The sequence below is a fragment of the Streptomyces pratensis genome, from assembly GCF_037137275.1.
Classification (GTDB): Bacteria; Actinomycetota; Actinomycetes; order Streptomycetales; family Streptomycetaceae; genus Streptomyces; species Streptomyces pratensis_B.
This window is the reverse complement of record NZ_JBBBEN010000092.1, coordinates 207,723-230,574: the sequence shown is the minus strand read 5'-3', so window position 1 is coordinate 230,574 and position 22,852 is coordinate 207,723. Positions and strand designations below refer to the sequence as shown.

Annotated in this window: 17 protein-coding genes; 12 read left to right on the top strand and 5 right to left on the bottom strand. The window is 74.8% G+C overall.

Features of this window, described 5'->3' with window-relative positions; all coding sequences use genetic code 11:
• Position 1 precedes the first annotated feature (1 nt).
• The 4 genes from V9U70_RS17900 to V9U70_RS17885 all read left to right on the top strand — a co-directional run bounded on the left by V9U70_RS17900 (position 2) and on the right by V9U70_RS17885 (position 5,904).
• Positions 2 to 2,359 (top strand): bifunctional serine/threonine-protein kinase/ABC transporter substrate-binding protein, encoded by a 2,358-nt coding sequence (locus V9U70_RS17900; protein ID WP_336676427.1) that lies wholly within the window; start codon positions 2 to 4, stop codon positions 2,357 to 2,359.
• A 318-nt stretch (positions 2,360 to 2,677) separates the two neighbouring features.
• The gene (gene tdh / locus V9U70_RS17895) at positions 2,678 to 3,706 is read left to right on the top strand and encodes an L-threonine 3-dehydrogenase (protein ID WP_336676425.1); all 1,029 of its coding nucleotides are present in this window, start codon (positions 2,678 to 2,680) and stop codon (positions 3,704 to 3,706) included.
• A gap of 31 nt (positions 3,707 to 3,737) precedes the next feature.
• Positions 3,738 to 4,931, top strand: coding sequence for a glycine C-acetyltransferase (locus V9U70_RS17890; RefSeq protein WP_336676423.1), 1,194 nt, complete (start codon positions 3,738 to 3,740; stop codon positions 4,929 to 4,931).
• Between the two features lie 49 nt (positions 4,932 to 4,980).
• On the top strand, positions 4,981 to 5,904 hold the full coding sequence (locus V9U70_RS17885; RefSeq protein ID WP_336676421.1) for a LysR family transcriptional regulator: 924 nt from the start codon (positions 4,981 to 4,983) through the stop codon (positions 5,902 to 5,904).
• 57 nt (positions 5,905 to 5,961) lie between these two features.
• Here the strand turns inward: V9U70_RS17885 and V9U70_RS17880 are convergent, their stop codons facing one another.
• Entirely contained in the window at positions 5,962 to 6,351 is a 390-nt protein-coding gene (locus V9U70_RS17880) for a VOC family protein (protein ID WP_336676420.1), read from the bottom strand.
• Between the two features lie 108 nt (positions 6,352 to 6,459).
• Between V9U70_RS17880 and V9U70_RS17875 the strand changes: the two genes are divergently transcribed.
• Entirely contained in the window at positions 6,460 to 7,101 is a 642-nt protein-coding gene (locus tag V9U70_RS17875) for a nucleoside/nucleotide kinase family protein (protein ID WP_336676419.1), read from the top strand.
• Between the two features lie 139 nt (positions 7,102 to 7,240).
• Positions 7,241 to 8,389, top strand: coding sequence for an aminopeptidase P family protein (locus V9U70_RS17870; RefSeq protein ID WP_336676418.1), 1,149 nt, complete (start codon positions 7,241 to 7,243; stop codon positions 8,387 to 8,389).
• Between the two features lie 49 nt (positions 8,390 to 8,438).
• On the opposite strand, the gene treZ is transcribed toward V9U70_RS17870, so the two are convergent.
• Positions 8,439 to 10,196: a malto-oligosyltrehalose trehalohydrolase gene (gene treZ / locus V9U70_RS17865; RefSeq protein WP_336676417.1), complete on the bottom strand. Its 1,758-nt coding sequence runs from the start codon at positions 10,194 to 10,196 to the stop codon at positions 8,439 to 8,441.
• 330 nt (positions 10,197 to 10,526) lie between these two features.
• Here treZ and V9U70_RS17860 point away from each other — a divergent pair, with 330 nt between their 5' ends.
• From V9U70_RS17860 to V9U70_RS17845, 4 genes are all read left to right on the top strand, one after another.
• Positions 10,527 to 11,657, top strand: coding sequence for an alpha-L-fucosidase (locus V9U70_RS17860; RefSeq protein ID WP_336676415.1), 1,131 nt, complete (start codon positions 10,527 to 10,529; stop codon positions 11,655 to 11,657).
• A gap of 211 nt (positions 11,658 to 11,868) precedes the next feature.
• Complete coding sequence (locus tag V9U70_RS17855; RefSeq protein ID WP_336676412.1) at positions 11,869 to 12,435, top strand: DUF1707 and FHA domain-containing protein; 567 nt, start codon at positions 11,869 to 11,871, stop codon at positions 12,433 to 12,435.
• A 153-nt stretch (positions 12,436 to 12,588) separates the two neighbouring features.
• A complete protein-coding gene (locus V9U70_RS17850) occupies positions 12,589 to 13,335 on the top strand; it encodes a dienelactone hydrolase family protein (protein WP_336676410.1) in 747 nt (248 codons plus the stop codon).
• A gap of 315 nt (positions 13,336 to 13,650) precedes the next feature.
• Entirely contained in the window at positions 13,651 to 14,688 is a 1,038-nt protein-coding gene (locus V9U70_RS17845) for a cytochrome P450 (RefSeq protein WP_336676408.1), read from the top strand.
• Here V9U70_RS17845 and treY read toward each other — a convergent pair.
• Both treY and glgX read right to left on the bottom strand, forming a co-directional pair.
• The gene (gene treY, locus V9U70_RS17840; protein WP_336676407.1) at positions 14,648 to 17,059 is read right to left on the bottom strand and encodes a malto-oligosyltrehalose synthase; all 2,412 of its coding nucleotides are present in this window, start codon (positions 17,057 to 17,059) and stop codon (positions 14,648 to 14,650) included. The genes V9U70_RS17845 and treY overlap by 41 nt on opposite strands.
• Before the next feature lie 137 nt (positions 17,060 to 17,196).
• Positions 17,197 to 19,326, bottom strand: coding sequence for a glycogen debranching protein GlgX (gene glgX / locus V9U70_RS17835; protein ID WP_336676405.1), 2,130 nt, complete (start codon positions 19,324 to 19,326; stop codon positions 17,197 to 17,199).
• Positions 19,327 to 19,707: 381 nt separating this feature from the next.
• Between glgX and V9U70_RS17830 the strand changes: the two genes are divergently transcribed.
• Together V9U70_RS17830 and V9U70_RS17825 are read left to right on the top strand one after the other, a co-directional pair.
• Positions 19,708 to 20,943 (top strand): SAV2148 family HEPN domain-containing protein, encoded by a 1,236-nt coding sequence (locus V9U70_RS17830; RefSeq protein ID WP_336676403.1) that lies wholly within the window; start codon positions 19,708 to 19,710, stop codon positions 20,941 to 20,943.
• A gap of 137 nt (positions 20,944 to 21,080) precedes the next feature.
• Positions 21,081 to 21,794 carry a 3'-5' exonuclease gene (locus V9U70_RS17825; protein ID WP_336676401.1) on the top strand — a complete coding sequence of 238 codons (714 nt, stop codon included), beginning with the start codon at positions 21,081 to 21,083 and terminating at the stop codon, positions 21,792 to 21,794.
• 22 nt (positions 21,795 to 21,816) lie between these two features.
• On the opposite strand, the gene V9U70_RS17820 is transcribed toward V9U70_RS17825, so the two are convergent.
• The gene (locus V9U70_RS17820; protein WP_336676399.1) at positions 21,817 to 22,683 is read right to left on the bottom strand and encodes a phosphotransferase enzyme family protein; all 867 of its coding nucleotides are present in this window, start codon (positions 22,681 to 22,683) and stop codon (positions 21,817 to 21,819) included.
• Positions 22,684 to 22,852 lie beyond the last annotated feature (169 nt).

The following is a 22,852-nucleotide window of genomic DNA, read 5'->3' as shown; positions in this document are numbered from 1 at the left end:
CATGCGGCCCCTCACCGCAGAGGACCCCCGCGCCGTCGGCCCGTACCGTCCGCTCGCCCGGCTCGGCGCGGGCGGCATGGGCGTGGTCTACCTGGGGCGCTCGGAGGGCGGGGCGCTCGCCGCCGTCAAGGTGATCCGCGCCGAGCACGCCGCCGACCCCGGCTACCGTGCCCGCTTCCGACGCGAGGCTGAGGCCGCCGCCCGGGTCAGCGGCCCGTGGGTCGTGCCGGTGCTCGGCGCGGACACCGAGGCGCCCGCCCCGTGGCTGGCCACCGCCTTCGTCCCGGCCCCCTCGCTCGGCGAGGTGGTCGGGGCCGGGGGCCCGCTGCCGCCCGCCACGGTGCGGGCGCTCGGGAGCCGACTGGCCGCGGCGCTCGCCTCGCTGCACGCGACCGGGTTGATCCACCGCGATGTGAAGCCCGGCAACGTGCTGCTCGCCCTCGACGGCCCCCGCCTCATCGACTTCGGGATCGCCCGCCACGGGGGAGCCACCGCGCTCACCGCCACCGACGCGGTGATCGGCACGCCCGGCTACCTCGCCCCGGAGCAGGCGTCGGCCGGGCCGCCGGGCCCGGCGTGCGACGTGTTCTCGCTCGGCTGCGTCCTGGTGTACGCGGCGACGGGCCGGCGGCCGTTCGGCGAGGGCGGCGGCGCGGGCGTCCTGTTCCGCACGGTCCACGAGGAGCCGGACCTGACGGGCCTGCCGTCCGCGCTGCTGCCTCTCGTCACCGCCTGCCTGGACAAGGACCCGGCCGCCAGGCCGCCCGCGCGCCGGATCGGCCCCGCCCTGGAGACGGCCGGGGGGGACGACCGGGACCCGCCCGGGCCGGCCCGGCGCCGGACGCCCGACCCCCGCGAGGCCTGGGCCCCGGGGGCGGCCCGGAGTGGGGCGCCCGGCAAGGCGCCCGGGGGCGGGGCCCCGGGGGCGGCCCGGGAGCAGGGTGTCTCGGAGGGGGCTTCACCGGCCGCCCGGGGCGGGGCCACCGGGGCGGAGCCGGACGCCGCCCCGGCCCCGGGGGCCTGGGCGCCGCCCCCCGGTCTTCCCGCGCTGATCGCGGAGCGGTCCGCGGCCGCCCTCGCGCTGCCGGACCCCGAGCCGCTGACCGCCGCCCCCGCCCCCGAAGAGGGCGGGCAGGCGGAGCCGTCGGCCGGCCTCTCCCGGCGGAGGCTGCTGACCGCAGGCGCCGCCGGAGCCGTCCTCGTGACCGGAGGCTCCACCGCGGCGTGGATCGCCGGGCGGCGGCGGTCCACCGGGGGAGGCGGCTCCCCCGCGGGCGCCGGCCGAGAACCCACGTACACGATCGGGCTCCACGCCGACCTCAGCGGCCCCGGCCGGGACGCCGGGCTGGCCCACGAGCGCGGCGTCCAGCTCGCGGTCGCCGATCACAACGCCCGTACCGGCACGGAGTTCCGGCTCGCCCTGCGGACCGAGGACGACGCCGGGGACCGGCGGCGGGCGCTGCGGGCGGCCGAGCTGCTGGGGGCCGACCCCGACGTCATCGCGGCGGTCGGGCCGACCGGCGACGTGCTGGACGAGGACGTCGTCCGGCGGTACGGCGAGGCGCGGCTCGCCGTGGTCGTCGTCGCGGCCGGCTCCGCGGCCGCCGAGTCCGAGACGGGCCTCCATTTCTGTGTGACCCGCCCGTTCGACCGCATGCTCACCCCCGGTCTCATCAGCTACGTCGCCCACACCCGTCCCGCCGAGCGCATCCTCCTCGTGCAGGACACGGCCGGACCCGGCCTCGGCGGGGAGCTGGGCAGCGCCTTCCGCAACGCCGTCCCGGCCGGCGCCACGCTCATCGCGCACACCCTGCCCCGGGGGGACGCGGGCTTCGGTGCGGCGGCCCGCGAAGCCGTCACCAGCAAGGCGGACGCCCTCGTACTGGCGGGCGGCGACGCGTCCCGGACCGCCCGCCTGGCCACCGCGCTGGCGGCCGAGGGGTTCACCGGCACCCGGATCGCCGCCGGGCCCGCCCTCGGACCCGCCTTCCTCACCGGAGCAGGGAAGGCCGCCGACGGCTGGGTCTTCGCCGAGGCGTACGCAGACCCCGCGGCGCTCCCCTCCGCCCGCGCGTTCACCGCCGCTCACCGGGCGCGCTTCGGCGCGCCGCCCGCCACCTGGGCCGCCGAGGCGTACGACGCCGTCGGACTGATCGCCCGCGCCGCAGGAGCCACCAGCGCCTCCGGGGAGGTGCGCAGCGGCCTGGCCCGGCGGCTCCTGCGCACCGAGCACCGCGGCATCGTGCGCACGCTCGCCTTCCGCCCCTCGATCCGCCAGGTGCGCTACGAGAACGGGATCTTCCTCTACCGGATCGAGGACGGCCGCCCCCGCTTCCTCGGCCCGTACGCCGACGTGTAGGCGCGCAAGGGCGTGTCGGCACGGCACCAGGCCGGCCGGCGCGGGCCCGGCGGCAGGAGCGGGCCGAGGCAGCGGCCGGTGAACCCACGGCCAGGTGTGAAGGACTCCTGCTGCCGCGCTTAAGAAATCCTCGATGGACCCGGGGCCCCGCCGTGCGGCAGATTGCTCCGTGACGGCCGGGGACGGCGCGTGGAGCCGCAGGGCGCGCTCCGTCCCGTCCCGCCGTACCCCGAGGACCGCCCGGGCCGCAGCGCTCTTCTGGCCCGTCCCGGTCCCGGGGGCGTCCACCACCGCGTACCACGTCAGGGAGCCGCAGCCGTGAAGGCACTCGTCAAGCAGAAGGCCGAACCCGGACTGTGGCTGATGGACGTGCCGGAGCCGGAGTACGGCTCCACCGACGTCCTGATCAAGGTCCTGCGCACCGGCATCTGCGGCACCGACCTGCACATCCGCGCCTACGACGGCTGGGCCCAGCAGGCGGTCACCACCCCGTTGGTCCTCGGCCACGAGTTCGTCGGCGAGGTCGCCGCGATCGGCTCCGACGTCGCCGACATCGCGGTCGGCGACCTGGTCAGCGGCGAGGGCCACCTCGTCTGCGGCAAGTGCCGCAACTGCCTCGCCGGCCGCCGCCACCTCTGCCGCTCCACGCTCGGCCTCGGGGTCGGCCGGGACGGCGCGTTCGCCGAGTACGTGGCGCTGCCCGCCTCCAACGTGTGGGTGCACCGGGCCCCCGTCGCCCTCGACATCGCCGCGATCTTCGACCCGTTCGGCAACGCCGTGCACACCGCGCTCTCCTTCCCGCTGGTGGGCGAGGACGTCCTGATCACCGGCGCGGGACCGATCGGGATCATGGCCGCCGCCGTCGCCCGGCACGCCGGGGCCCGCAACGTCGTCATCACGGACGTCAGCGAGGCCCGACTCGCCCTCGCCCGCGAGGTCGGCGTCAGCCTCGCCCTCAACGTCGCGGACCGCACCATCGCGGACGGCCAGCGGGAGCTGGGCCTGCGCGAGGGGTTCGACATCGGTCTGGAGATGTCCGGCCGCCCCGAGGCGATGCGCGACATGGTCGCGAACATGACGCACGGCGGCCGGATCGCGATGCTCGGCCTGCCCGCAGAGGAGTTCGCCGTCGACTGGTCCCGCGTCGTCACCTCGATGATCACCATCAAGGGCATCTACGGCCGGGAGATGTACGAGACCTGGTACGCCATGTCCGTCCTGCTGGAGGGCGGCCTCGACCTCGCGCCCGTGATCACCGGCCGGTACGGATTCCGCGACTTCGAAGCGGCCTTCGACGACGCCGCGAGCGGCCTCGGCGGCAAGGTCATCCTCGACTGGACCGTCTGACCTTCCGACCCCACGGCTTAAGGAATCTGGCATGTTCGACTCCGTACGCGACGATCTGCGCACCACCCTCGACGAGATCAGGGCCGCCGGACTGCACAAGCCCGAGCGGGTGATCGGCACCCCGCAGTCCGCGACCGTGGCCGTCACCTCCGGCGGACGCCCCGGCGAGGTGCTCAACTTCTGCGCCAACAACTACCTGGGCCTGGCCGACCACCCCGAGGTCGTCGCCGCCGCCCACGAGGCGCTGGACCGCTGGGGCTACGGCCTCGCCTCCGTCCGCTTCATCTGCGGCACCCAGGAGGTCCACAAGGAGCTGGAGCAGCGGCTCTCCGCCTTCCTCGGCCAGGAGGACACGATCCTCTACTCCTCCTGCTTCGACGCCAACGGCGGCGTCTTCGAGACGCTGCTGGGCCCCGAGGACGCGGTCGTCTCCGACGCCCTCAACCACGCCTCCATCATCGACGGCATCCGGCTCTCCAAGGCGAAGCGCCTGCGCTACGCCAACCGCGACATGGCCGACCTGGAACAGCAGCTCAAGGAGGCGTCCGGGGCCCGGCGCCGGCTGATCGTGACGGACGGCGTGTTCTCCATGGACGGGTACGTCGCCCCGCTCCGGGAGATCTGCGACCTCGCCGACCGCTACGGCGCCATGGTCATGGTCGACGACTCGCACGCCGTCGGCTTCGTCGGCCCCGGCGGACGCGGCACCCCCGAGCTGCACGGCGTCATGGACCGGGTCGACATCATCACGGGCACACTCGGCAAGGCGCTCGGCGGTGCGTCCGGCGGTTACGTCGCGGCCCGCGCCGAGATCGTCGCCCTGCTGCGTCAGCGCTCGCGCCCGTACCTCTTCTCCAACTCCCTCGCGCCGGTCATCGCCGCCGCCTCCCTCAAGGTCATCGACCTGCTGGAGTCGGCCGGCGACCTGCGCGAGCAGCTCAACGCCAACACCGCGCTCTTCCGTTCCCGGATGACCCAGGAGGGCTTCGACGTCCTGCCCGGCGACCACGCCATCGCCCCCGTCATGATCGGGGACGCGGCGAAGGCGGGCCGGATGGCGGAGCTGCTCCTGGAGCGCGGTGTCTACGTGATCGGGTTCTCCTACCCCGTCGTCCCGCAGGGCGCGGCCCGCATCCGGGTCCAGCTCTCCGCCGCGCACTCCACCGCCGACGTGAACCGCGCGGTGGACGCGTTCGTCGACGCTCGGGCGGCCCTGGAGGCGTGAGGCGTGCACACTGTCGGGGCCATCGGCCGCGACCTGGGACAATAGGCGCATGATCGATGCGCGGCGGCTGCGAATCCTCCGTGCGGTGGCCGACCACCGCACCGTGACCGCGGCCGCCGCGGCGTTGTACCTGACACCCTCCGCGGTCTCCCAGCAGCTCGCCGCCCTGGAGCAGGAGACCGGCCACCGCCTCGTCGAACGCGGTGCCCGCGGCACCCGGCTCACCGCCGCCGGGGAGATCCTGCTGAGCCACACGAACAGGGTGCTGGCCCAGCTGGAGCGGGCAGAGGCCGAGCTGGCCGACTACAGCGCGGGCGTCGCCGGCACGGTCACCGTCGCGGCGTTCGCCACCGGCATCGGGCTCGTCCTCGCCCCCGCCCTCGCGGAGCTGGCCCGCACCGCGCCCGGCATCCGGGTCAGGGTCCAGGACGCGGAGGGCGACGCGAGCGTGCCGATGGTGCTGGACAGGCAGGTCGACGTGGCGGTGGCCGTGGAGTACCGGGGCGCGCCCGCGGAGGACGACCTGCGCCTCACCCGGGTCCCCCTGTACTCCGAGCCGTTCGACGCGGTGCTCCCGGTGGCCCACCGCCTCGCCGGCCAGGAGCAGGTGACGGTCGCCGACCTGGCCAAGGACCCGTGGATCGGTCCGTACCCGGGCAACCCCTGCCATGACGTGGTGGTCCTGGCCTGCGAGTACGCCGGGTTCGTCCCCTCGCTCGAACACTCCTCGGACGACTTTCGCGCCGTGGTCGCGCTGGCCGGGGCGGACGCCGGGGTGGCCCTGGTGCCGAGGTCGGCGCTGCGGGGCATGGAGCTGACCGGCGTGGTCGTCCGCCCGGTGGAGGGCAGCGCCCCCACCCGCCGGGTCTTCGCGGCCGTGCGGCAGGGGGCGGAGGGCCACCCGCTGATCCGGCCGGTACTGGACGCGATGGAGGCGGTCGCCGTACGGGAGGCGGGCCTGTCACGGGCCTGAGCACCGCCCCCGGCCTGCCGGATCGGCCCGCACGCCGTGCGGAGGGCCGCGACGGGGTCACGCCGGCTGCAACAGGTCCCAGCGGTTGCCGTAGAGGTCCTCGAAGACCGCCACCGAGCCGTACGCCTCGTGCCGGGGTTCCTCCAGGAACCGCACCCCGGCCGCGCGCATCCGCTCGTGGTCGGCCGCGAAGTCCTCGGTGTACAGGAAGAAGCCGACCCGGCCGCCGGTCTGCGCCCCGACGCTCGCGGCCTGCGCCTCGTCCTTCGCCCGGCCCAGCAGAAGCCCCGTGCCGGGGGCCGCGCCGCGCGGGCGCACCACCACCCAGCGGGTCCCGTCGCCCCGGTCGGTGTCCTCCACCAGCTCGAATCCGAGCGCGTCGCGATAGAACGCGAGCGCCTCGTCGTAGTCGCGGACGACCAGGGTGACCAGGGCGATGCGGGACATGGCGAGGAGTCCTCCCCCAAGGAGCGCGGCCGCCCGGCGCGATCGCCGACGGCATTCGTTATACGTAACACTACCGTGGAGGCCCTCCGCCGCCCCACCATGCTCGGTATGGACATCGTGGACGGCATGAGCACGGGCGGCCAGGCCGCGCTGATCGAGCGGGCCCGCGCCCTCGCGGACACCGGGAGGCGGCGCGTCCTGGGCATCGCGGGGCCGCCCGGGGCCGGGAAGTCCACACTGGCCCAGCGCCTGGTCGCGGCCCTGGACGGCCGCGCCGCCCTCGTCCCGATGGACGGCTTCCACCTGGCCGCCGCCGAGTTGGACCGCCTCGGCCGCGCGGACCGCAAGGGCGCGCCCGACACCTTCGACGCGGCCGGGTACGCCGCCCTCCTGCGGCGGCTGCGCGACCCGGACCCGGTGCACCCGGTGTACGCCCCCGCCTTCGACCGGGCCCTGGAGGAGCCGGTCGCCGGCGCCCTGCCCGTGCCGCCCGGCGTGGAGCTGGTCGTCACCGAGGGCAGTTACCTGCTGCTCGACGACGGGCCCTGGGCGCCGGTGCGCGGGCTGCTGGACGAGGCGTGGTTCCTGGACATCGACCCGGAGGAGCGCGTCCACCGGCTTGTCGAGCGCCATGTGCGGTTCGGCAAACCCCCCTCCCGCGCGCGGGAGTGGGTGGCCAGGTCCGACGAGGCGAACGCCCGGCTGGTCGAGGGGAGCCGTGACCGGGCCGCTCTCATCGTGCGGCTGTGACGCGCCGGGCGCCGAGGGCCGGACGCGGTCGGCGGCCCGCCGTGCCCTGGGAGACCGGGCCCGGCCCGTCACCCGCTCGCGTCCGCCCCGCCGGACGGGCAGGATGCTGTGTGCCGTCCCGCGCCGCCAGGAGGTCCTGATGCCCAGCCCGAGCCCGTCCGCCCAGCAGTCCGCCCCGCCCCCGCCCTTCACCGCCGACGACTACCGGGCCCGGATGACGCGGGCCGCCGAGACCGCCGCAGAGGCCGGCCTCGCCGGGGTGATCGTCGCGCCGGGACCCGACCTCGTCCACCTCACCGGCTACCGGCCCGTGAGCACGGAACGCCTCACGCTCCTCGTGCTGCGGGCCGGGCATGACCCGGTCCTGGTGGTCCCGACCCTGGAGGCCCCCGACGCGGCGGCCGCCACCGGAGCGCCCGCCCTCACCCTGCGGGACTGGACCGACGGCAAGGACGCGTACGCGGTGACCGCGCCGCTGCTGGACGCCCAGGGCCGCTTCGGCGTCAGCGACAACACCTGGGCGATGCATCTGCTCGGTCTTCAGCGGAAGTTGCCCGACACCTCCTACGCGGCGCTCACCGAGGCGCTCCCGATGCTCCGCGCGGTGAAGGACGCGGCCGAGCTGGAGCGGCTCACCGCCGCCGGGGCCGCCGCCGACGCCACGTACGAGGAGATCCTGAAGGTCCGCTTCTCCGGCCGCCGGGAGACCGACGTGGCGGCCGACCTCGCGGCGCTGCTCCGGGAGTTCGGGCACTCCCAGGTCGACTTCACCGTCGTCGGCTCCGGTCCCAACGGCGCCAACCCGCACCACGAGGCCGGTGAGCGCACCATCGAGCGCGGCGACATGGTCGTCCTCGACTTCGGAGGCCTGAAGCACGGTTACGGCTCCGACACCTCCCGCACGGTCCACGTGGGCGAGCCGACCGCCGAGGAGCAGCGGGTCCACGACATCGTCCGCGAGGCCCAGCGGGCGGGCTGCGCCGCCGTCCGGCCGGGCGCGGCCTGCCAGGAGATCGACCGGGCGGCCCGTGCGGTGATCACCGAGTTCGGCTATGGCGAGCGGTTCATCCACCGCACCGGCCACGGCATCGGCGTCACCACCCACGAACCGCCCTACATGATCGAGGGGGAGGAACAGCCGCTGGTTCCCGGCATGTGCTTCTCAGTGGAGCCGGGCATCTACCTCCCGGGCCGCTTCGGCGTCCGGATCGAGGACATCGTGGCCGTCACCGAGGACGGCGGGCGACGGCTCAACACCACCGCCCGCGAACTGGCCGTCGTGGAGTAGCGGGACGGCCCGCCGCTGCCTGGCACGCGCCGACGACCGCCCCGCGGGATCAGTCGTCCGCCAGCACCACGCACGACTGGGGCGGCAGGTGCAGCACCCCGTCCGCCCCCGGAGCCGGGACGGGCTCCCAGGCCGCCAGCACCCGCCCGGCGCCCCGGCGGCGGCCCGACCCCAGCGGAATCGCGGCCGGGGCGTCCGCCAGGTTCACCGCGACCCGCAGATCGCCCCTGCGGTACGCCAGCCAGCGGGCCTCCTCGTCGAACGCCGTCCTCACCGACGCGAGGTCGGGGTCGTGGAGATCGGGCAACATGCGGCGCAACGCGATCAGTTCACGATGCCAGGCGAGCAGGCGGGCATGCGGCTCGCGCTCCGGCTCCGCCCAGTCGAGACAGGAGCGGTCCCGGGTCGCCGGGTCCTGGGGGTCGGGGATCTCCTTGGCTGCCCACCCGTGCGCCGCGAACTCCCGTCGCCTGCCGTCGCGTACGGCCTCGGCCAGCTCCGGATCGGTGTGGTCGGTGAAGAACTGCCACGGAGTGAGGGCCCCCCACTCCTCGCCCATGAACAGCATCGGTGTGAACGGCCCCGTCAGCACGAGGGCGGCGGCGCACGCCCGCAGACCGGGGGAGAGGGACGCGGCGAGCCGGTCGCCGAGGGCCCGGTTGCCGATCTGGTCGTGCGTCTGGGCGTATCCCACGAAACGGTGCGCCGGGCTGCGCGTCACGTCGACCGGGCGTCCGTGGGTGCGGCCCCGGAACGTGGAGTAGGTCCCGTTGTGGAAGAAGCCCGACGTCACCGTCTTGGCGAGGGCGGCCAGCGGGGCGCGGGCGAAGTCGGCGTAGTAGCCCTGGGACTCGCCGGTGAGCGCCGTGTGCAGCGCGTGGTGGAAGTCGTCGTTCCACTGGGCGTGCAGGCCCAGGCCGCCCTTCTGGCGCGGAGTGGTCGTGCGCGGGTCGCACAGGTCGGACTCGGCGATCAGGCCGAGCGGCCGGCCCAGCTCGGCGGAGAGCGCGTCGACCGCCGCCGACAGCTCCTCCAGGAAGGTCAGCGCCCGGGTGTCGGCGAGCGCGTGGACCGCGTCCAGGCGCAGCCCGTCCAGCCGGTAGTCGCGCAGCCAGGCCAGCGCGCTGCCCAGCAGGAAGGCCCGCACCTCGTCGGAGCCCGGTGCGTCCAGGTTGACGGCCGCGCCCCACGGGGTGTGGTGGGCGTCGGTGAAGTACGGACCGAAGGCGGGCAGGTGGTTGCCGGACGGGCCGAGGTGGTTGTGGACGACGTCCAGGACCACTCCGAGGCCCAGCCCGTGCGCCGTGTCGACGAAACGCTTCAGCCCCCGCGGTCCGCCGTACGGCTCGTGCACCGCCCACAGCGAGACGCCCTCGTACCCCCAGCCGTGGGTCCCCGGGAACGGGCAGACGGGCATCAGCGACACGTGGGTGACGCCCAGCTCCGCCAGATGGCCCAGCCGCGCCGCCGCGGCGTCGAACGTGCCCTCACGGGTGTACGTGCCGACATGCAGCTCGTACAGGACCGCCCGGCTCAGCCGCCTCCCCTCCCACGCGTGCCGCCACGCGTACGCCTCCTGGTCGACGACCGCGCTCGGGCCGTCCGGGCCGTCCGGTTGGCGCCGCGACCGCGGGTCGGGCAGCAGAGGACCGTCGTCCACCCGGAACCCGTAGCGGTCCCCGTCGGCCGCCCGCGCCTCGGCGCGCCACCACCCCTCGCGCACCGGATCGCGCTCCATGGGGCGAGGAACGCCCGCCGCCTCCAGCACGACCGAGTCCGCCCCGGGGGCCCACACCTCGAACTGCATCCGCCACTCCTCGTCCCTGGGCAGGCCGCCCCGTCGCCCGCGGGCACGCTCCGCGGTCCACGCGACGGGCTCCGCCACCGGCCCGTCACCGGCGACTGTGGTCTGGTCCTGATCATTGCCCGGGGAGGTTCCGCTCCATACAGGATCTGCTCGTGTGTCCTGGTTCTGCTCACACGTACGGCCGCCGGAGGCCGCCCCGTGCCCGAAGCGGTCCTCCGCCCGGTACCGCGACCCGCTCCGCGCGGGGCGCGGGCAGCGGGGGGACCGCGCCGGAACCGGGCCGTCGAAGGGGCTTACGCGGCGCCCCCCGAGTGATCGATACTTCCCGCCATGGTCGCTTCATGGTGGTCCCGGGCCCGGCTGGGGATCTTCGTTCACTGGACACCCGCCTCCGTCCCCGGCTGGGCCCCGCCCCACGTCCCCGCCGCCGGGCTCCCGGCAGCCGGACGGCGTGCGCCGCTGGGCTGGACCTCCTACGCCGAGTGGTACGAGAACGCGCTCCGCTTCCCCGGCTCCCCGGTCGCCGCCCACCACCGCGCCACCTACGGCACCCGCCCCTACGCGGAGTTCGGCCGCGACTTCGAGGACGGGCTCACCGGCTGGGACCCGGCCGCCTGGGCCCGCGCCTTCCGGGAGGCGGGCGCCGGGTACGCGGTCCTCGTCACCAAGCACCACGACGGGTTCTGCCTCTGGCCCTCGGCGACCGCGAACCCGCACCGCACCGGCTGGCACACCGCCCGGGACGTGGTCGGCGAGTTCGCCGAAGCCGTACGGGCCGAGGGTCTGCGCTTCGGCGTCTACTACTCCGGCGGACTCGACTGGACCTTCGACGCCCGCCCCATCGGCACCGCCGCCGACATGTTCTCCGCCGTCCCGCGCGGTCGCTACCCCGCCTACGCCGACGCGCAGGTGCGCGAGCTGATCCGCCGCTACCGCCCCGACATCCTCTGGAACGACATCGCCTGGCCCGCCTCCGCCGCAGAGATCCGCTCGCTGGTCGACTTCTACCGCTTCACCGTTCCGCACGGCGTCGTCAACGACCGCCTGCTGCCCTACGCCCCGCACTGGCGGGGGCTGACCCTGCCGGGCGCCAAGGCGCTGTACAACTGGTGGGACCGCCGGACGGTGGCGCAGGGCCAGGGCTTCGTCCCGCGCACACCGCCCGTCTTCGACTTCCGTACCCCGGAGTACGCCCGCTACACGGGCCGCGACCCGTACGAGATCACCCGGGGCGTCGACCACTCCTTCGGCTACAACCGCGCCTCGGAGCCGGACGCCTTCATCGGCCGGGAAGCGCTCACCTCACTGGTCCGGGACACGGCCGCCGACGGCGGGAACGTGCTGCTCAACGTGGGCCCGCGCGGCGAGGACGCCACGATCCCCGCCGAACAGCTGCTCCGCCTGGACTGGCTGGCGAAGGAGGCGAGCGCGCCCCGGCCGGAGGGCCACGTCCCTGGGTGACACGGCGCCCGGCGCGGGCTCAGGGCCCGGTTCGGCGGAGCCGGACAGCGGACGGGTCGTCAGCCGCCCGGCGGCGGAGCCGCGAAGTCCTCCCGTGGCGCAGGCGCGGCAGCCCCGGGAGCCCCCCTCGGCGGGCCGCCTCCGCCGGCCGGCACGGGGAGCGGCGCTCCCATCTGGACACTTCTGGCCCCTCGGCCCGACAATCGACAGCGTGACGTCCCCCTTCGAGTCCCACACGCACCCCGCGCGGCTGTCGGACGCCCAGCGCGATCGTGCCCTCGGTGTGCTCAGAGAGGGGGCCGCGCAGGGCAAACTGTCGCACGACACCTTCCTGCGGCGCATGGAGCTGGCCCTTGTCGCCCGTCGTCCCGACGAACTGGCGGCGCTCACCGCGGACCTGGACGCCGGCGGCCGCTGGTCGGAGGGGCTGGTCCGCGCCGTGGGCGGGATCTCGGCCTTCCCCGGCAAGCTGCGCCGGGCCTGGCAGACCGAGCGGCTCCCCAGGCTGCTGCTCCCTGCCCCGGGCCCGCATCCGCTGCTCATAGGCCGCGACCCGGCGAACGGACTGCGCCTCAACCACGAGACGGTGTCCCGGCTGCACGCCGAACTCACCGCTCAGGGAGCCCGCTGGGTGCTGCGCGACCTCGGCTCGACCAACGGCACCTGCGTCAACGGCCAGCGGCTCGTCGGCTCCCTCCCGGTGCGCGACGGGGACCAGGTGAGCTTCGGCCGGATGAGTTTCCGCCTCACCGCCCCGGCCGGCCGGCCGCTCGCCTGAGGCCGTTGGCCGTCCCCGCCCCGTGCCGTCGGCGCAGAGCGGGCCCGGCGCCGGTTCTCGTAAGCCCTCGCCGTGTTCCAGAAATGTCCGCGATGATCTGCCAGCGGCAGAACACCATCCGGGCCGGGCTCGACGATCACTACAGTCCCGTCCATGACGACGATCACGACGCGCACGGTCGAGTATCCGGCCGACGGTTTGACGATGGTCGGGCACCTCGCGCTCCCGGCCGGTGTCGGCCGCCGGCCCGCGGTGCTGCTCGGACCGGAAGGCATGGGGCTCAGCGACGTCGAGCGGCGCCGGGCCGATGCTCTCGCCGAGCGGGGATACACAGCTCTGGCCTTCGACCTTCACGGCGGACGCTATCTGAGCGACCCGGAGGAGATGCTGGCCCGTTGCCTGCCGCTGCTCGCCGACCCCGACCGGATGCGGGGCATCGGCCACGCGGCGCTCGACGTGCTGCGCGCCGAACCGCGGACAGACCCCGACCGGATCGCCGCCGTCGGCTACGGCACCGGGGGCGCCGTCGGGCTGGAAGTCGGGCGCGGCGGCGTCGGCCTGCGCGCGATCGGGACAGTCAACGCGCTGACCACGGGCCGACCGGGCGAGGCGGCGCGCATTCGCTGCCCGGTGTGGGCCGGGGTCGGGTCGGAGGACCCGATCATGCCGCCCGCTCAACGGCACGCGTTCGCCGCTGAGATGCAGGCCGCGGGCGTCGACTGGCGTCTCACGGTCTACGGCGGCGCGGTGCACGCCTTCCACCACCCGACGGTCGGCCACCCTGTGGTCCCCGGCGTCGGCTACCACCCACGGCACGCGCAGCGAGCCTGGCGTGACGTCGTCGACCTGCTCGCCGAGTGCCTGCCCGTGACGGAGGGCCCTGGGGCACGACCCGCGTGAGCCTGCTGGAGCCGGGCACTGACAGCCTCCCCCCTCTCAGGGTGGGCGCCGGATCCAGCGCGACAGGCGGTGATCACGGCGATCCGCGGCGGGCCGTCGCGGCCGCCGGGATCAGCCTTCGCGGTCATCCCGTCGCCCCTTCGGCGCGCTTCTCGGTCACATCCCGGGCGCACGCCCACGCCCCGCCCCGCCCCGGGGGCCCGCCCGGCGCATCCTCACCCGAACGGCCGTACGCCGACTGCGGTCCGGCCCCGCCGGTGGTCCGCTGGGAGGACGCGCGTCGGCCGTCGGCGCACCGTTCCCAGGGGGCAGAGGATGCCGGTCGACCACCCCGAATCCCTGCCGGCCGCCCGCCGCCCCCACCGGCCCGACGACCGACAGCCCAGCCTGCTGGAGCCGGGGGCGTCCACGGACCCGTACCGGCTGAGGCTCTACCGCCTGCTGCGCACCGACTACCCCCTCGCCTACGATCCGGGCCTCGGAGCCTGGCTGCTCAGCCGTTACCCGGACGTCGCCATGGCCCTCACCGACCCCCGGTTCACCGGCTACCCGCACGACGGAGCACCGCGCGGCCCGCTCCCCGCCCCGCTCGGGCTGTGCCGCGGCAGCGTGGTCTGCACCCCGCTGCCCGGGGACGCCGCGGCGCCCGGCCCGGCCGCCGCCCGCGCCCGCGCCATCGAACGGACCGCCTACGTCCTGGCCCGCCGGGTGACCCGGCGCGACCGGGTGGATCTCGTCGCCGAGTTCTGCCGGTGGCTGCCCGCCGGAGCCGCCGCGGCGGCCGGGCCTTCCCGCCCGGAGCCGAGGGCCCTGCCCCCGGGCGCCTCCCACCCCGGGCCCGGCGGCGGAACGGGCGACTGTGCCGAGCATCCCGCGCTCCGCCAGCGGGCCCTCGCCTCGTTCCTGGCGAACATGCTCGACGCCCCCGACCTGCTGGCCGCCGTGCGCGGCGGGCCGGAGCCCGCGGGGCTGCTCCACCGGGCCTGGGCCGAGACGCTGCGCCGCGACCCGCCGGTGCAGATCGTGCTGCGCCGCACCCGTACCGAGGTCACCGTCAGCGGCGGCACGCTGCCCGCCGGGGAGCCGGTCGCCTGCCTCATCGGCGCGGCGGGCCGCGACCCCGCCCGGTTCTGCGCGCCCGACCGGTTCGATCCGCTGCGCGCCGACGCGGAACCGCTCCTCACCGGCCCGGCAGGCTGCCCCGCCGGCCTCCTCGGCCGGCTGGAGGCGGAACACGGACTGCGCGCCCTCCTGGCGGCGATGCCCGGCATCCGCTGGGCAGAGGGCTTCCGCCCGGTGTCCGCCGGGCTGCTCACCCGAGGTCCGCGGACCCTTCTCGTACGCCCGTCCTGACCGCCCGTGCCCGGCGCAGCAGCGCCACAGGCCGCTGCGCGAACAGCTCTCCCGCCGCCACCGCACCGCCCGGGAACTCCCGGACCGGCGCGTGCGACAGCACGTCCTGCCAGGGGCCTTCGGCCGGCAGCTCCACCACCGTGTCCCGCCAGCCACCGCCCTCGGCCAGTCGCAGCGACAGCCGGGTCACCGCCGTGACTGCCTCGCCCGACCGGCAGAACGCCAGCAGGTGGGAAGCGGCCGGGCCGCGGGCCGCCAGCGGGGCATACGTCCCCGACTCCCCGAAAGCCTCCGGCAGCTCGCGCCGCAGCCCCAGCGCGGCCGCCGTCAACGCGTGCTTCTCGTCGGGGGCCTCGGGCCGCCGGAACGGCCGCCGGTTGTCCGGGTCGACCAACGCCGCGTACGTGTTCTCCGAGCCCTGGTAGAGGTCGGGCACCCCCGGCATCGTCAGCTGCACCAGTGCCGCCCCCAGCACCTGGGCGCGCACATGCGGAGCCAGCGCCTCGGCGAACGCGGCGATCCGGGTGCGGGCCGGGCCCGACGCGCTGCCCGGGCCGGCGGCGAGGAAGTCCTCCACCGCCCGCTCGTACGCCGGGTCCGGCTCCGTCCAGCTCGTGAACAGGCCGGCTTCGCGCACCGCCTTCAGCAGGGCGGGCGTCAGCCGCTCCGCCAGTTCCTCTGCGGGCAGGTCCGCGCATCCGAACGCCGTCTGCCAGGCCTGCCACGCCAGCTGGGGGTCGGGGGCCGCGACGGCCGTGGCCGCCGTCAGTTCCGCCACCAGCGACGCCCACCGCCGGGGGCACTGGGACAGCACCGCGATCCGGGCCCGGACGTCGGCGCTGCGCTTGGTGTCGTGCGTGGTCAGGACCGTACCGGCAGCGGGCCAGTCGCGGGCGATGCGGGCGGCGAAGGCGTGGAACTCGGCCGCGCTCACCGCGGGCCGCCCCGGGTCCCCGCCCACCTCGTTGGCCGAGACCAGCGGAACATACCGGTAGAACGCGGTGTCCTCCACCGACTTCGCGCGCAGCGCGGACGCGGTCTGGGCGAACCGGGCGCAGAAGGCGGCCCGCTCCTCCCCCTCGCCGAGCCGCCCGAGCGCGAGATCCCGTACGACGTCGACGGCCGCCGCCTCCTCCGGCACCGCGAACACGGCCTTCGCGCCTTGCACCGCGGCCTGCGGAAGGGCGTCCTCTGCACCCTGGGCGGCCGGTCCGCCCGCCGTGACGTAGGGGCGGTAGACGGGCACCCGGACCAGCAGCTCCCGGATCGCCGTCCGCAGGGCCCAGGGAGCGTGGTCGCGCAACGTGGGGTCGGCGGCGCAGACGGCCGCCGCCGACCGGGTCAGCCAGGCCGTCTCCGCGGCCAGCTCATGGGCCGCCACCCGGTACGCGGACCGGCGCACCGTCGCCGCCCAGTCGCCGCCGCGGTCGCCGGGCGGGCCCGCGAACTCCCGGTAGCGGTCGAGCAGCTCCGCCGCGCCGGCGGGGTCGGTGAACAGCCCGTCGATCCGGTGCAGGGCGTCGTACCCCGTGGTCCCCGCGACCGGCCAGTGGGCCGGGAGGCGCTCGTCGCCGGTGAGGATCTTCTCCACCACGGTCCACCGCCCCCCGGTGGCCCGGTGCAGCCGGTCCAGATAGGCGGCCGGGTCGGCGAGGCCGTCCGGGTGATCGACGCGCAGCCCGTCCAGCACCCCGTCGCGCAGCAGTTCGAGGATCTTGCCATGGGTGGCGTCGAAGACCTCGGGGTGCTCGACGCGCACCCCGATCAGCTCGGAGACCGTGAAGAACCGCCGGTAGTTCAGCTCGGTGCGGGCCAGCCGCCACCAGCAGAGCCGGTAGTGCTGCGCGTCCAGCAGCGCGGGCAGCGGCAGCTCCGCCGTCCCCGGCCGCAGCGGGAACTCCTGCTCGCCGTAGCGCAGCACGCCCCCCTCGACCGCGAGCCGGCCCAGCTCATCGCCGAGCGGCCCGGCGAGCACCGGCAGCAGCATCCTGTCCCCGCCCGCCGCCCAGTCGACGTCGAACCAGCGGGCGTGCGGGGACGCCGGGCCCTCGCGCAGCACCTCCCACAGCCGGCGGTTGTACCGGGGCGCGGCCGCCATGTGGTTCGGCACGATGTCCGCGACCAGCCCGAGCCCGTGCTCCCGGGCCGCCGCAGCGAGGGACCGCAGCCCCTCCTCGCCGCCCAGCTCCGCGCGGACCCGGCTGTGGTCGACGACGTCGTAGCCGTGCCGGGAGCCGGGAACCGCCTCCAGAACGGGTGACAGGTGCAGATGCGAGACACCGAGCGCGGCGAGGTGGGGCACCGCCTTCTCGGCTGCGGCGAAGGGGAAGTCGGGCTGGAGCTGAAGCCGGTACGTGGCGGAGGGCGTCATGGACTCCTACGTACCCCGCGCGGGGCGTTCCGTGTCACCGCGCGGGACCGTCTCACCCTGCCCGGAGCCCCACCGGACCCGGCTGCCGAACGACCCGGCCGGCAGCCCCCGGGGCCTGCTCCTCGCCCGACCCGGGCTCAGGCCGGGCGCTTCAGCACGGCGAGGCTGCGCCCGACCAGGGTGATCCGCTCGCCCTCCGCCACCTTGGCCCCGCCCCCCGGAGCAGTCCCGTCGGCCCGGGCGGTGTCGACGACGACCTGCCACTGTTCCCCGTGGCCGACGGGGACGGCGAACTCCAGGCTCTCGGCGCTCGCGTTGAACATCAGCAGGAACGAGTCGTCAAGGATGCGCTCCCCGCGCGGCCCCGGCTCGGAGATCGCGTGACCGTTGAGGAACACGGTCATCGCCCTGGCGTGGGCCGCCTGCCAGTCCTGCTGCGTCATCTCCTGTCCGTCGGGGGTGAACCAGGCGATGTCGGACAGCTCGTCGTGGGTGCCCTCCACCGGCCGCCCGTGGAAGAAGCGGCGGCGCCGGAAGACCGGGTGGTCGCGGCGCAGCCACACCATCGTCCGGGTGAACTCCAGGAGGCCGCGGCGGGCGTCGTCCCCGGGGTTCTCCGGATCGGGCCAGTGGACCCAGGAGACCTCGTTGTCCTGGCAGTACGCGTTGTTGTTGCCCCGCTGCGTACGCGCGAACTCGTCGCCGTGGCTCAGCATCGGCACGCCCTGCGACAGCATCAGCGTGGCGATGAAGTTCCGCATCTGGCGGGCCCGCAGCTCCAGCACCCCGGGGTCCTGGGTGTCGCCCTCCGCGCCGCAGTTCCACGAGCGGTTGTGGCTCTCGCCGTCCCGGTTGCCCTCGCCGTTGGCGTCGTTGTGCTTCTCGTCGTACGAGACGAGGTCGTGCAGGGTGAAGCCGTCGTGGCAGGTGACGAAGTTGATCGAGGCGAGGGGGCGGCGCCCGTCGTCCTGGTAGAGGTCGGAGGAGCCGGTGAGCCGGCCGGCGAACTCCGCGAGCGTGCGCGGCTCGCCCCGCCACAGGTCGCGGACCGTGTCGCGGTACTTGCCGTTCCACTCGGTCCACAGGGGCGGGAAGTTGCCGACCTGGTAACCGCCCTCTCCCACGTCCCACGGCTCGGCGATCAGCTTCACCTGGCTGACCACCGGGTCCTGCTGCACCAGGTCGAAGAACGAGGAGAGCCGGTCCACCTCGTGGAACTGGCGTGCGAGCGTGGCCGCCAGGTCGAAGCGGAAGCCGTCGACATGCATCTCGGTCACCCAGTACCGCAGCGAGTCCATGATCATCTGGAGGACGTGCGGGGACCTCATGAGCAGGGAGTTCCCGGTGCCCGTGGTGTCCATGTAGTAGCGCTGGTCGTCGGTCAGCCGGTAGTAGGAGGCGTTGTCGAGGCCCCGGAAGGAGAGCGTCGGGCCGAGGTGGTTGCCCTCGGCCGTGTGGTTGTAGACCACGTCGAGGATGACCTCGATGCCCGCCTGGTGCAGCGCCTTCACCGCCTGCTTGAACTCCAGCACCTGCTCGCCGCGCTCGCCCCAGGAGGCGTACGCGTTGTGCGGGGCGAAGAAGCCGATGGTGTTGTAACCCCAGTAGTTGGCGAGCCCCGCGTCCGACAGCCGGTGGTCCTGTACGAACTGGTGGACGGGCATCAGTTCGATCGCGGTCACCCCCAGTTCGGTGAGGTGGGCGATCACCTCCGGATGCGCCAGGCCCGCGTACGTGCCGCGCAGCTCGGGCGGCAGACCCGGGTGGAGCATCGTCAGGCCCTTCACGTGGGCCTCGTAGATCACCGTGCGGTGGTAGTCCGTACGGGGGCGGCGGTCGTCGCCCCAGTCGAAGTACGGGTTGACCACCACCGAGCTCATGGTGTGCGGGGCCGAGTCGAGGTCGTTGCGGCCGTCCGGCCGGCCGAACGGATAGCCGTACACCGCCTCGCCCCAGTCGATCTCCCCCGAGATCGCACGGGCGTACGGGTCCAGCAGCAGCTTCGCGGAGTTGCACCGCTGGCCGCGCTGCGGCTCGTAGGGCCCGTGCACCCGGAAGCCGTACCGCTGGCCCGGCATCACTCCGGGCAGATAGGCGTGGCGCACGAAGGCGTCGGTCTCGCGGAGCTCCACCGCCGTCTCGGAACCGTCGTCGTGCAGCAGGCACAACTCGATCCGGTGGGCGGCCTCGGAGAAGACCGCGAAGTTGGTGCCGGCGCCGTCGTACGTGGCGCCGAGGGGATACGCGTGTCCCGGCCGGACCTGCATAGATAGGACTCTTCCACTTCTGATCCGGGTGCGGCGGCCTCCTCGGCCCGATATTCCCCGATACTCCCCGAAAACGGGGCGCTCGCCTAGGAGGCCGCTCGGTGCGGCCGGGTCCCGTCGGCCGTACCGGTCAACTTCGGACACTCCGGCGCCGCCCCGGACGCGCTTACGGGACGCGCCGCACGGCGCACGCCCCGACCCCGCCCCGCGACGGTGTGCGCAACCGCTATGAATCAGCTCACTCCGCCTGATCCAGCGGAAAGGAACAAGCCGCTTCGGCCGGACAGTTGGGAAAGTCGCTGTGCATCGGGCTGCGTCGGATCATGCTCCCGGAGTACCCTTCCTTGATCGTTGGGTGGGGGAGTGGAAGGCGGTACGCGGGTGAGCTCGGGAGGGTTCGAGCTGCCTCCAGGTGACGCAGGTCGCGAGGGGGAGTCGAGCGATGCGCCGCCCGGGGCGGTGTCCCTTGCGCAACCCATGGAGATCGGCGCCGAGCTGGACTGGGGCGCCGAGGACTGGGGCGAGGTGCGCACACGCGCCCAGCGAGCCGGACGCGCCTATATCTGGCTGAATCTGGTCGAACAGCGGCTGCGGGCCGTCGTCGCAGCGGTGCTCCGGCCGATCTACGAGCCGGTGCACGGCGATGACTGGGTGGTGGCCGCGGCCGGGCCGGCCGGCCAGGAGTGGGTGCAGCGCGCCGTCGCCGTCCGCGAGGTCTCGCGCCGCAAGGGCTATCTGCTGGACCCGGCCGACGACAACGTCCTCAGCTTCCTGACGCTGCCGCAGCTGCGCGAACTGATGGTCCAGCACTGGCCCTGCTTCGAGCCGTACTTCGACGACCGGCGCGATGTCGAGCTGGCCCTCGACGAGCTGGAGGTCGCGCGCAACGTCGTCTCCCGCAACCGCGCGCTGAACGAGGCGGTCCTCGCCCAGGCCGAACGCGCCTCCGCCCGCCTCCTGGACATCCTCGGCAGCGGGGCGGGGGCGCCCGCGGCGGACCGGCTGCCGGTGGACGCGGTGGAGGAGTTGGTGGGCGACCGGTACGCCGACGTGGTCTCCGTCCACGCCGACCGGGTCAGACTCCAGCGCCAGCTGCCCGCGGAGGACCTGTTCGGCGGAGCGCGGCGGCTGGACGCCATCGGGATAGGCCTCAACCTGCTCGTCCAGAACTTCTCCGGCCGCCGGCTCGTCCGGCTCGCCGAGTCGGGCTGCCGCGTCCGTCTGCTGTTCATCAACCCGGCCAGCAGCGCGGTCCGCCGACGGGAGCGGGAGCTGAGCCTCAAGAAGGGGGAGCTGAGCCGGTCGGTGGAGATGAACATCCTCCACATGCGCCGGGTGCGCTCCCGACTCCGCGACCCGGGGGCCTTCGAGATCCAGGTCTTCGACGAGACGCCGCGCTTCACGGCCTACCTGGTGGACGGCGACGGCCAGGACGCCGTGGGCGTGGTCCAGCCCTACCTGCGGCGCGCCCGGGGCATGGAGGCCCCGGTCCTGGTGCTGCGCGGCGGCGGCCGGCGCACGGTGGTGCGGGCGGGGCAGGACAGCGAACACGGTCTCTTCGAGACCTATCGCGAGGAGTTCGAATCGGTCTGGACGGATTCACGCCCGGTTTCCTGACGGGCCGTGCGGGCATCCGCACGGGTGCCCGTGCCGACTCGGGCGCCGTGCGGCTTCCGGGGCCCCGGGGGTGCTGTCAGTGGCACGTGGCAGGGTGGTCATCACTTGGGGGAGCGCACCACGAAGGAGGTATCCGGATGAGCTGGCACCGGGGAACACTGGTCGGCTTCGACCTGGAGACGACGGGGACCGACGTCGAGACCGACCGGATCGTCACCGCCGCGCTCGTCCGGCTGGAGCCGGACGGCACGGTCGCCGAGCAGCGGACCTGGCTGCTCGACCCGGGGGTGGCGATACCTGAGCAGGCGTCGGCTATCCACGGCATCGGCACCGACCACGCCCGCCGGCACGGCTCCCGGGCCGCCTCGTCCGTCGAGGAGATCGCCCACGCGGTGGCCGGGGTGCTGAGCTCCGGCGTCCCGCTGGTGGTGATGAACGCGCGTTACGACCTCTCGCTGCTGGACCGCGAATGCCGCAGGTACCAGCTGGCGTCGGTAGAGGAACGGGTGGGCGGCGCGCCCTCGCCCGTCATCGATCCGCTGGTGATCGACAAGCACGTCGACAGGTACCGCAAGGGCAAGCGTGCCCTCCAGGCACTGTGCGACCACTACGGGGTGACGCTGGACGCCGCCCACGACGCGACGGCGGACGCGGTGGCCGCCGTGCGCGTGGTGCGCCGGATGGGGGAGCGCCACCGGCCCGTCGGGACGCTGCCGCCGTCCGAGCTGCACGCCCTCCAGGTCCGGGCGGCGGCAGAGCAGTCGGCCTCGCTCCAGGCCTACCTGCGGCGCACCGCCGACCCGGCGGCCGTCGTCGAGGCGTCCTGGCCGATGATCCCGCGCAGCCGGTGAGCACCGGGCCCGGGGGCATCCCCTAGAAGGGATACCACCTGACCTCCGTGTCGCCGTCGCGCAGCGAGGCCACCCGGCGGCGGAATTCGGCGAGCGCCTTCGGGTTGGCCGGGGCGTGCTGGGAGACCCAGGCGCAGCTGGCCGTCTCGCGGGCGCCGCGCAGCACCGCGCACCCCTCCCACTCCCGTACGTCCCAGCCGTAGGCGGAGGTGAAGGCGTCGTAGGCCGCCGCGTCCAGCCCGTAGCGGTCGCGGGACAGGGCGAGGACGACCAGGTCGTGCTCCCGCAGGTCGGCGGAGAACGTCTCCAGGTCGACCAGGACCGGGCCCTCGGGCCCGACATGGACGTTGCGCGGGAGCGCGTCACCGTGGATCGGACCAGGCGTCAGCCGGGGGACCAGAGCGGCGGACGCGGCCGCGAAGCCGTCGCGGCGCTCGCGGAGGTAGTCGGCGTCGGCCGGGTCGATCGCCTCTCCCGCCAGGCTCAGCCACCGCTCCACACCGCCCAGCAGCTCCCGGCGCGGCAGGGGGAAGTCCGGTGGGGCGGGCAGCGCGTGCACCAGGGAGAGCAGAGGTGCGAGATCGCGCGGCTCGGCGGGGCGCACGGGGTCGGGGAGCCGGTGCCAGAGGGTCACCGGATGGCCCTCTACCAGCCGGGCGCCGCGCTCGGCCGCCCGGACGGCCGGCACACCGGACGCGGCGAGCCAGTCGGCGAGGGCCACCTCCCTCTCGGCCCGCTCGCGGAGCTCCGGGTGGCCGGAGGCGTCCCGCCCGACCTTGACCACCAGGTCGTCGGCGGCGAACACCGCGTTCTCGCCCAGCGCGAGCAGCTTCGCGGTGCCGGGCAGCCCGGCGGCGGTCAGTACCTCGCGCGCACGCATCTCGTCCATGGGGGTGATTTTCGCATCCCCGCAGGTCGCCTCGGGGAACGGCGGCCCGTCGGCATGAGGCGGCGGTCTCCCGGCAGGCGGATCGCGACGAACGCCGCCGCCTCATCGCCCCGCGCGGCCGGGCCGCGCCGAAGGAAGGAGCGGGAACGGCCGTGCCCCTTCCCGGCGT